Below are 9,191 nucleotides of genomic sequence, written 5' to 3' on the forward strand. Positions count from 1 at the left end.
AAGGGCCCCTCCGCGGAGGGGCCCTTTCGCGTCCTGGCTAGAGCTTGACCGGGTAGTGCGGCTCCGGCACCACCGGCGTGATGCGGTTCTCGACGAAGATGCCGTGCCAGATCATGAACACCAGCAGCGCCCAGATGCGGCGGCTGTGGTCGAGCACGCCCGACCGGTGCTCCTCGATCAGCCGCAGCACCGCCTGCTTGTCGATGTACTGGTCGGTCTGCGACGCGCGCACGTGCTCGACCGCCCAGTCGTGCATCTCGTCCTTGAGCCAGTGCCGGATCGGCACCGGGAAGCCGAGCTTGCGGCGGTTCAGCACGTGCGCGGGCACGATGTCGCGGATCGCCTTGCGCAACGCGAACTTCGTGGTGTCCTTCGTGATCTTCAGCTCGCTCGGGATCTGCGAGGCGATCTTGAAGACCTCCGGGTCCAGGAACGGGACGCGCAGCTCCAGCGAGTTCGCCATGGTCATCTTGTCGGCCTTGACCAGGATGTCGCCGCGCAGCCAGGTGAACAGGTCGACGTGCTGCATGCGCGTGACCGGGTCCCAGTGCCGCGACTCGCGGTACGGCTGGGCCGTCACGTCCCTGTGCGAGGTGTTCGGGTCGTACGTGCGCAGGACCTCCCGCAGCTGCGGGTCGAGGAAGATGCGCGCGTTGCCGTAGTAGCGCTCCTCCAGCGTCAGCGCGCCCCGGCGCAGCAGGTCCTTGCCGCGCACGCCCTGCGGGATCTTCGTCGACACCTTGCCCATCGCCTTGCGCAGCGCCCCCGGCACCTTCTCGAACGCCGACAGCGACAACGGCTCGCGGTAGATCGTGTACCCGCCGAACAGCTCGTCCGCGCCCTCACCGGACAGCACGACCTTGACGTGCCGGCGCGCCTCCCGCGCGATGAACCACAGCGGCACCAGCGCCGGGTCCGCCACCGGGTCGTCGAGGTACCAGGTGATCAGCGGCAGGGAGTCCATCATCTCCTGCGGGCTGACCGTGCGCACGACGTGCTTCACGCCGATCAGCGCCGCCGACTCCGCCGCCACGTCGACCTCGGAGAAGCCCTGGCGCTCGAACCCCGTGGTGAACGTGATCAGGTCCGGGTTGTGCTCCTTGGCCAGCGCCGCGACCACGGTGGAGTCGATGCCGCCGGACAGGAACGAGCCGACCGTCACGTCCGCGCGCATGTGCTTGGCGACCGAGTCGCGCAGCGCGGCGGTGATCTCGTCGTACAGCGCGTCGGCCTCCGCCTCGCTGCGGACGGTGCGCACCCGGAACTCGGCCGGGAAGTACCGCTCGAACCGCGGCGCCTCACCGGGGACCAGCGTGAACGAGTGACCGGACTCGACCCGGTGGATCGAGTCGTGCAGCGAGTCGGGCTCCGGCACGTACTGCAGCGTCAGGTACTGCTGCAGGCCCTTCACGTTGAGCTGCGGGTTGATGGCCAGCGTGCGGGAGATCTCCAGCAGGATCTTCTTCTCGCTGGAGAACGCGACGCCCAGCGCCCCCTGCGCCCAGTACAGCGGCTTGATGCCGAACGGGTCGCGGCCGCCGAACAGCACCCTGCGCTCGGCGTCCCAGATGATGAAGGCGAACATGCCGCGCAGCTTCGAGATCGCCGCGGGGCCGAAGTAGTGGTAGGCGGCGACGATCGTCTCGGTGTCGCCGTCGGTGTGGAAGACCGCGCCGTGCTTCTCGGTGAGCTCGGCGCGCAGCTCCAGGTAGTTGTAGACCTCGCCGTTGAAGTTGATCGTGTACCGGTTCGGCGACTCCGGCGGTCCCCAGGTCAGCGGCTGGTGGGAGTGCTCGATGTCGATGATCGCCAGGCGGTTGAACCCGAAGACGACCTCGTCCACCCGCCGCGTGCCGCTCTCGTCCGGGCCGCGGTGCCGCATGCAGCGCAGTGCGGACTCCACCGCCGGGCGGGCGCTCTCGGCCTCGTTCTCGCTAGGGCATACAAGTCCTGCCAGGCCGCACAAGGCTCTCGCACCTCTCAGAAATACGAAGGGGGAAGTCCCCAGTATGCCGAAGGGGCTCTGTGTGACCGAAACTGCACCGCAGCGGCGGTGCCCCCGAGGGGTGAGCCCTCCCGCGCTGGGCTACGCTCCCGCTTGATCCGTTGGCATGGAACGAGGAGGCGGGCGAGCAGTGGGCCTGAAGGAGGGCACCAGGGCATCCCGGCTGGCGAAAACCGCTGGCCTGGTGGGCCTGGTCGGTATCGGGGCCACCGGTTGCTCCACGGACGAGGTGCTGCGCTTCGGCTGGCCGGTGGCCGTCACGCCGCAGGCCGAGAAGATGCGCGAGCTCTGGACCTGGTCCGTGATCGCCGCGCTCGTCGTCGGCGTCATCGTGTGGGGTCTGATCCTGTGGTCGGTGGCGTTCCACCGCAAGAAGTCGGAGGAGCTGCCGCGTCAGACGGCGTACAACCTCCCGCTGGAGATCGTGCTCATCGTCGTGCCGACGGTGATCGTGGCGGTGCTGTTCTACTTCACGGCCGTCACGCAGAACTACGTGACGGACAAGTCGGGCAAGCCGGACGTGAACGTCGACGTCATCGCGTTCCAGTGGAACTGGGAGTTCCAGTACCCGGACCACAAGACCGAGGCGGGCAACGTCGTCAGCACGGTCGGCACCTCGGGTGAGGTCCCGATCCTGGTGCTCCCGGCCGGCAAGCGCGTCCAGTTCACCCTGGAGTCGACGGACGTCATCCACTCGTTCTTCGTGCCGGAGTTCCACTTCAAGCGGGACGTCTTCCCGGACCCGAAGAAGAACAACCAGGACAACGTCTTCCAGATCGACGAGATCAAGCGTCCCGGTGCGTTCGTCGGCCGGTGCGCCGAGCTGTGCGGCTCCTACCACGCGGTGATGAACTTCGAGGTCCGCGCCCTGGAGCAGGCGGACTTCGACAAGTACATCGGGTTCCGCAAGGAGACGAACGAGAAGACGGGCAAGCCGTACACTACGGCCGAGGCGCTCGCCAAGGTGGGCTGCAAGGACTGGTGCTCGCCGCTGGCCACCACGACCACCCCGTTCAACACCGACCGGACCGCCCGTGAGGCGTCCGGCGCGGGTCAGAAGTAGGGACGCCCCGCGATGAAGATCGAAGCTCGCGTATTCGACCTGGTGATGGCCTTCTCGTTCCTGATGGCCGTCGTCTACGGCTACTGGACGCACCAGGCGACCGGCGCGGTCGAGCCCGCCGGCACGGTGGCGCTCGCGCTCACCGGTGGTCTGGCGCTCATCGTCGGCACCTACTTCCGGTTCGTCGCTCGCCGCATCGAGGTCCGTCCCGAGGACAACCCCGAGGCCGAGGTCTCCGACGGTGCCGGTGAGCTGGGCTTCTTCAGCCCCGGTTCGTACTGGCCGATCGGCCTCGCCGCCGCGGCGGCGACCGCGGGTGTCGCGGTGGCGTTCTGGCACGTGTGGCTGCTCGTGATCGCGATCATCCTCGTGCTGATCACCGTCGGCGGCCTGGTGTTCGAGTACCACACCGGACCCAACCACGACTGATATCCGATATATCGGATATTTGCTCTACCGAGGCCCCCTCTGGTTCGCGGAGGGGGCCTCGGTCGTGCACGGCGTCCCGCATCTCGCACGAAGGCCCTCCCGTCGCTGTGCTCGCGCCAGCGGGGGAGGGCCTTCGACATGGTCCCTGCGACGGCCTCAGCGGGCCGTGAGCGGTCTAAGCGGCGACCGGGGTCTTCTGGTACGCGTCGACGTACTCCTGGCCGCTCAGGTCGAGGATGCGGTAGATGATCTCGTCGGTGACGCTGCGCAGCACCGGCAGCGACTCCTGCATGCCGTCGTAGCGGCTGAAGTCGAGCGGCTCGCCGAACCGCACGGTCACCGGGACGACCTTCGGGAACCGGCTGCCGACCGGCTGGACCTTGTCCGTGCCGATGATGCCGACCGGCACGACCGGCGCACCCGACTCCAGCGCCATGCGCGCGACACCGGTGCGACCGCGGTGCAGCATGCCGTCGAGCGAGCGGGTGCCCTCGGGGTAGATGGCGAACGCGTCCCCGCGCGCCAGGATCTCCGCCGCCGTGTCGAGCGCGGCACGGGCGTCACGGCCCTTGCCGCGGTGCACCGGCACGTGGCCCAGCGACGAGAAGAACCAGCGGGACATCGCGCCCTTGGCCCCGGTGCCGGTGAAGTACTCGGCCTTCGCCAGGAACGACACGCGCCGCGGCACCACCATGGGGATCACGACGCTGTCGATGAAGCTGAGGTGGTTCGCCGCCAGGATGACGGGGCCGTCGGTCGGGACGTTCTCCAGACCGTCGACCACCGGGCGGTAGACCATGCGGGCTGCGCGCGCGACGACGTGCTTCATCACCGGGTAGAGGACCATGGCTCCAGCATTCCAGGTGGCGGTTGCCGCCGGGTTACCACGTGGCGCGCATCTCCGGGCCGTCACTCGCACGGACTACGCCGCTGCGGCAGCCGCACCGGTCCGGTCACGCGCCGAACGCGCCGCGTGACCGAACCGGGTGGTCTCAGCCCTTCAGGGACGTCGAGAGCTCCACCCAACGGCCCAGCAGCGTGCTCGCCGCACCCGAGTCGACCGCCTCGGCGGCACGGCCCAGCGAGGCCGCCAGGTCGGCGTGCAGGTCGCCGGAGAACCCGCCGTGTGCCGCGATGGCGCCCGCCGCGTTCACGAGCACCGCGTCGCGCACGGAACCCGTCTTGCCGGCCACCAGGTCGCGGACCACCTGGGCGTTGACCGACGCGTCGCCGCCCTTCAGGTCCTCCTCGCGCGCGGGCTGCACACCCAGCACCGCCGGGTCGATCCGCTCCTCGCGCACCTCGCCGTCCTGCGCGAGCCACGCCGACGTCGTCGTGGTGGTCGTGATCTCGTCGAGGCCGTCGTCACCGCGCACGACCAGCGCCGTGTTGCGGCGGCGTGCGAACACCCCCGCGATCAGCGGAGCCGCGACCGCCCGCGCGCAGCCGATCAGGCCGACCTGCGGCTGCGCCGGGTTCGTGAGCGGCCCGAGCAGGTTGAACGACGTCGGGATGCCGATCTCCCGCCGCACCGGGCCCGCGTGCCGGAAGCCGGGGTGGAACACCGGCGCGAAGCAGAACCCGATGCCCAGCTCCGCCACGGTCGCCCGCACGCCCTCCGGCGGCAGGTCGATCGCGACGCCCAGCGCCTCCAGCACGTCCGCCGTGCCGCACTGCGACGACGCCGCCCGGTTGCCGTGCTTGACCACCGGGACGCCCGCCGCGGCCGTGACGATCGCGGCCATCGTCGAGATGTTCACCGAACCGGAATGATCGCCGCCGGTGCCCACGATGTCGGTCGCGCGCACGCCCACGTCGAAGCGGCGGGCGTGGCTGAGCATCATCGTCGCCAGGCCGTCGACCTCCTCCGGCGTCTCGCCCTTCGCGCGCAACGCGACGACGAACGCCGAGATCTGCGCCGGCGTCGCCTCGCCCGACATGACCCGGTCCATGCCCCAGGCCGTGTCGTCGGCGGTCAGGTCGACACCGTCGAGCAGGCGGTTGAGCAGCGACGGCCAGGTGCGCTCGCCCATCGCGGGCTCAGCCCCTGACGACGGGAACAGCCGAGCCCCGCAGCACCTCTGCCACGGTCTCGGCGGCGGCCAGCGGGTCCAGCGGGTGCACCAGCACCGCGTCGGCCTGCGACCAGGTCGCGAGCCACCGGTCGTCCTTGCGGCGCACGGCCACGACGATCGGCGGGCAGTTCGTGATCTCGTCCTTGAGCTGGCGGGACAGGCCCATGCCACCGGTCGGCTGCGCCTCGCCGTCGAGGATCAGCAGGTCGACGGTGCCGTTGTCCACCTCGTACAGCACGTCGGCGATCGCGCCGGCCTCGACGTAGTCCACGCGGGGCAGGTCCGGCGCCGGGCGGCGGCCGACGGCAGTGATGATCGTCTCACGCACCTCGGGTCGGTGGCTGAACACCAGGATCTTCGTGGTCTGCGTGCTCATCTCTCGATCCTCCACTGCTACTGCTGACTGGGTCGTGAAGAAAGTGACCAAGGTCGCGGCGATGCTATCGGGCCGGTTGCAGGGCGTCCCACCCCAGGGCGTCACCGCCGAGCCGCTGCGCCAGCGACGCCATCCGCGACCGCTCCTGCGCGCAGTGCAGCGCGTCCAGCTTCTGCACCCGGCTGATATGCGATATATCACCGGCGACGAGCACCCAGCCGTCCGGCTCCAGCAGCTCCCGCGCGCGTTCTACCTGGTCAGGCGGGATGCGGACGTGGTGCCGCAACACCGCGAGCTCGTCGGCCCGCCACCGCGGCGACCGCGCCAGAGCGGCCGAATCGGCCTCCACGACGTCGAACGCCTCGACGACCACGACGAGGTCCGGATCGTTCAAGGACAGCACCGGTTCGTCCCGCCGGTGCAGCAGTTCCCGCAATCGGCCCAGCAAGCCCATCCCTTTGACCTCCTCCTGGGTCACGCGCCATGTGACCCAGCCGACCCATGATCCGCCCAGGACCCGATGGGCGGGCGGAAATAGCGCAGGCAATAATGCTGCTCGTGACCACGGCAGCGCCTTCAATCGGCCAGCGCGTGCACTCGCTGAACCGCCCGAACATGGTCAGCGTCGGCACGATCGTCTGGCTGTCCAGCGAGCTCATGTTCTTCGCTGGCCTCTTCGCCATGTTCTTCACGGTGAAGGCCCAGAACGAGGGACCTTGGCCCCCGCCTCCGACCCACCTGAACGTCCCCTACGCGTCGGTCTTCACGATCATCCTGGTCGCGTCGTCCTTCACCTGTCAGTGGGGCGTGTTCGCAGCGGAGCGCGGTGACGTCTTCGGTCTGCGTCGCTGGTACATCGTGACGCTGATCATGGGCGCGATCTTCGTGGGCGGCCAGGCGGGTGAGTACGTCGAGCTGGTCGAGCACGGCACGACGATCCCGTCGTCGGCCTACGGCACCGTCTTCTACCTGACGACCGGCTTCCACGGCCTGCACGTCATCGGCGGTCTGATCGCGTTCGTCTACCTGTTGATCCGGACGAAGCTCAGCAAGTTCACGCCGGCTCAGGCCACCTCCGCCATCGTCGTGTCGTACTACTGGCACTTCGTCGACGTCGTGTGGATCGGCCTGTTCGCCATCATCTACATCGTGCCCTGACCCAGTCGGCACACAGCCAAGCCACGAGCTCCCGAACTGACAGCAAGGGTTGCCGCACACCATGACCACCACTACGAAACGCCCCCGCGGCGCCCGCACGAAGCTGCGCCGCCGGGTCGCCGGCCTGCTCGCACTGGGGTTCGGCCTGCTGAGCGCCGGCCTGCTGTTCACCGCGTTCGCGCCCACCGCGCAGACCGCGCAGGCACAGCAGCAGGACGCCCTGGTCCGCCAGGGCGAGCAGATCTACCTGAACACCTGCCAGAGCTGCCACGGCAGGTCCCTGGAGGGTGTCGAGAGCCGCGGGCCGAGCCTCGTCGGCGTCGGTGACGCCGCGGTCTACTTCCAGACTTCCTCCGGCCGCATGCCCATGGCGCGGCAGGAGGCGCAGGCCATCCGCAAGCCCGCGAAGCTCTCCCCCGAGGAGATCAACGCGCTGATGGCCTACATCGACGCCAACGGCGGCGCGGGCCCGAAGAAGCCCTCCGAGTCCGGCGAGGCCCTGCGCGGCGACAACCCGGCGCGCGGTGGCGAGCTCTTCCGCCTCAACTGCGCCAGCTGCCACAACTTCACGGGGCGTGGTGGCGCGCTGTCGTCCGGCAAGTTCGCGCCGGCGCTCGACGGCGTCACCGAGGACCAGATCTACACGGCGATGCTGAGCGGCCCGCAGAACATGCCGAAGTTCGGCGAGCGCCAGCTCACGCCGGAAGAGAAGAAAGACATCATCGCGTACGTCAAGTCGGTCACCGACGGGAACAACAACTCCGGCGGTAACGCCCTGGGTGGGTTCGGACCCGTCTCCGAGGGCTTGATCGCGTTCATCGTGGGCATCGCCGCGCTCATCGGCGTGACCCTCTGGATCGGAGCCAAGGCATGAGCGGCGACAAGCCGACCGAGCTGCCCAGCGAGGCAGAGCTCGCGGAGATGAGCCGGGACGACCTCGTCAAGCTCGGCACCAGGATGGACGGCGTCGAGCTCGTCCACTACGAGGAGAAGTGGCCGGTCAAGGGCACGCGCGCCGAGCGCCGCGCCCAGCGCCAGGTGGCCATCTGGTTCCTGATCTCGGCGCTGTCCGGCCTCGCCTTCCTCGGCGTGTTCCTCTTCTGGCCGTGGGAGTACGAGTCCCCGTCCAACGCCGAGGGCCACCTCCTGCACAACCTGTACAACCCGCTGATCGGCCTGTTCCTCGGCCTGTCCGTGCTGGGCCTGGGCGTCGGCGCGCTGCTCTACACCAAGAAGTTCCTCCCCGACGAGCTCGCGGTGCAGCAGCGCCACGACGGCCCGTCGACCGCGGTCGACCGCGCCACCCTGGTGGCCGAGCTGTCCGACGCGGGCCAGCGCAGCGGCATCGGCCGCCGCAGCCTGATCAAGCGCACCGCCGGTCTCGGCGCGGGCGTGCTGGGCCTGGGCGTGGCCGTCGTCCCGCTGGGCGCGCTGGTCAAGAACCCGCACTCCGACAGCGAGACCAAGAACTCGCTCTGGCACACCGGCTGGAAGGCGGAGAAGGGCGAGAAGGTCTACCTCCGCCGCCACACCGGCAACTTCCACGAGGTCTCCCTGGTACGTCCCGAGGACGTCGAGCCGGGCGGCTTCGAGACGGTCTTCCCGTTCCGCGAGTCCGAGCGGAACGACGAGCACGCACTGGTCGCCGCCCTCAAGCGGGCCGACGCTCCGGTCATGCTCATCCGCATGCGGCCGAACCAGGCGATCACGAAGCGCGCGGGCCAGGAGGACTTCAACTACGGCGACCTGTACGCGTACTCGAAGATCTGCACGCACCTGGGTTGCCCGACCTCGCTGTTCGAGCAGCAGACCGGTCTGCTGCTCTGCCCGTGCCACCAGTCGCAGTTCGACGTGTTCGAGTACGCCAAGCCGCGGTTCGGGCCGGCGACCCGTCCTCTCCCACAGCTTCCGATCACTGTGGACGAAGAGGGATACTTGGTTGCCCGCAGTGACTTCATCGAGGCTGTGGGTCCGGCGTTCTGGGAGCGTAAGTCATGAGTGCCATCACCACGCCGACGAAGCCGGCCAACGCGGCCGCGCGCGTCGCAGGGGCGGCGGCCAACGCTGCCGATGAGCGGTTCCACG

10 protein-coding genes are annotated in these 9,191 nt (G+C 69.2%); 5 read left to right on the top strand and 5 right to left on the bottom strand.

Going from position 1 to position 9,191, the window contains the following annotated elements:
- Positions 1-37: 37 nt before the first annotated feature.
- Entirely contained in the window at positions 38-1,966 is a 1,929-nt protein-coding gene (gene asnB, locus AB0A63_RS31150; protein ID WP_360397427.1) for an asparagine synthase (glutamine-hydrolyzing), read from the bottom strand.
- 169 nt (positions 1,967-2,135) lie between these two features.
- Between asnB and coxB the strand changes: the two genes are divergently transcribed.
- Together coxB and AB0A63_RS31160 are read left to right on the top strand one after the other, a co-directional pair.
- Complete coding sequence (gene coxB / locus AB0A63_RS31155) at positions 2,136-3,068, top strand: cytochrome c oxidase subunit II (RefSeq protein WP_360397429.1); 933 nt, start codon at positions 2,136-2,138, stop codon at positions 3,066-3,068.
- A 12-nt stretch (positions 3,069-3,080) separates the two neighbouring features.
- Entirely contained in the window at positions 3,081-3,497 is a 417-nt protein-coding gene (locus tag AB0A63_RS31160) for a cytochrome c oxidase subunit 4 (RefSeq protein ID WP_360397431.1), read from the top strand.
- A gap of 175 nt (positions 3,498-3,672) precedes the next feature.
- Here AB0A63_RS31160 and AB0A63_RS31165 read toward each other — a convergent pair whose 3' ends face one another.
- The 4 genes from AB0A63_RS31165 to AB0A63_RS31180 form a co-directional block, all read right to left on the bottom strand.
- A complete protein-coding gene (locus tag AB0A63_RS31165; RefSeq protein WP_360397433.1) occupies positions 3,673-4,344 on the bottom strand; it encodes a lysophospholipid acyltransferase family protein in 672 nt (223 codons plus the stop codon).
- Positions 4,345-4,489: 145 nt separating this feature from the next.
- Complete coding sequence (trpD, locus tag AB0A63_RS31170; protein ID WP_360397435.1) at positions 4,490-5,530, bottom strand: anthranilate phosphoribosyltransferase; 1,041 nt, start codon at positions 5,528-5,530, stop codon at positions 4,490-4,492.
- 7 nt (positions 5,531-5,537) lie between these two features.
- Complete coding sequence (locus AB0A63_RS31175) at positions 5,538-5,948, bottom strand: hypothetical protein (RefSeq protein WP_360397437.1); 411 nt, start codon at positions 5,946-5,948, stop codon at positions 5,538-5,540.
- 64 nt (positions 5,949-6,012) lie between these two features.
- A complete protein-coding gene (locus tag AB0A63_RS31180) occupies positions 6,013-6,402 on the bottom strand; it encodes a hypothetical protein (RefSeq protein WP_360397438.1) in 390 nt (129 codons plus the stop codon).
- 95 nt (positions 6,403-6,497) lie between these two features.
- On the opposite strand from AB0A63_RS31180, the gene AB0A63_RS31185 reads away from it, so the two are divergent.
- The 3 genes from AB0A63_RS31185 (at position 6,498) to AB0A63_RS31195 (ending at position 9,104) form a co-directional block, all read left to right on the top strand.
- Entirely contained in the window at positions 6,498-7,106 is a 609-nt protein-coding gene (locus tag AB0A63_RS31185) for a heme-copper oxidase subunit III (RefSeq protein ID WP_285647246.1), read from the top strand.
- Positions 7,107-7,167: 61 nt separating this feature from the next.
- On the top strand, positions 7,168-7,980 hold the full coding sequence (locus AB0A63_RS31190; RefSeq protein ID WP_360397440.1) for a c-type cytochrome: 813 nt from the start codon (positions 7,168-7,170) through the stop codon (positions 7,978-7,980).
- Positions 7,977-9,104: a Rieske 2Fe-2S domain-containing protein gene (locus AB0A63_RS31195; RefSeq protein WP_360397442.1), complete on the top strand. Its 1,128-nt coding sequence runs from the start codon at positions 7,977-7,979 to the stop codon at positions 9,102-9,104. The genes AB0A63_RS31190 and AB0A63_RS31195 overlap by 4 nt, the downstream gene beginning before the upstream one ends.
- Positions 9,105-9,191: the final 87 nt, after the last annotated feature.

The sequence above is a fragment of the Lentzea sp. NPDC042327 genome (assembly GCF_040647275.1).
GTDB lineage: Bacteria > Actinomycetota > Actinomycetes > Mycobacteriales > Pseudonocardiaceae > Lentzea.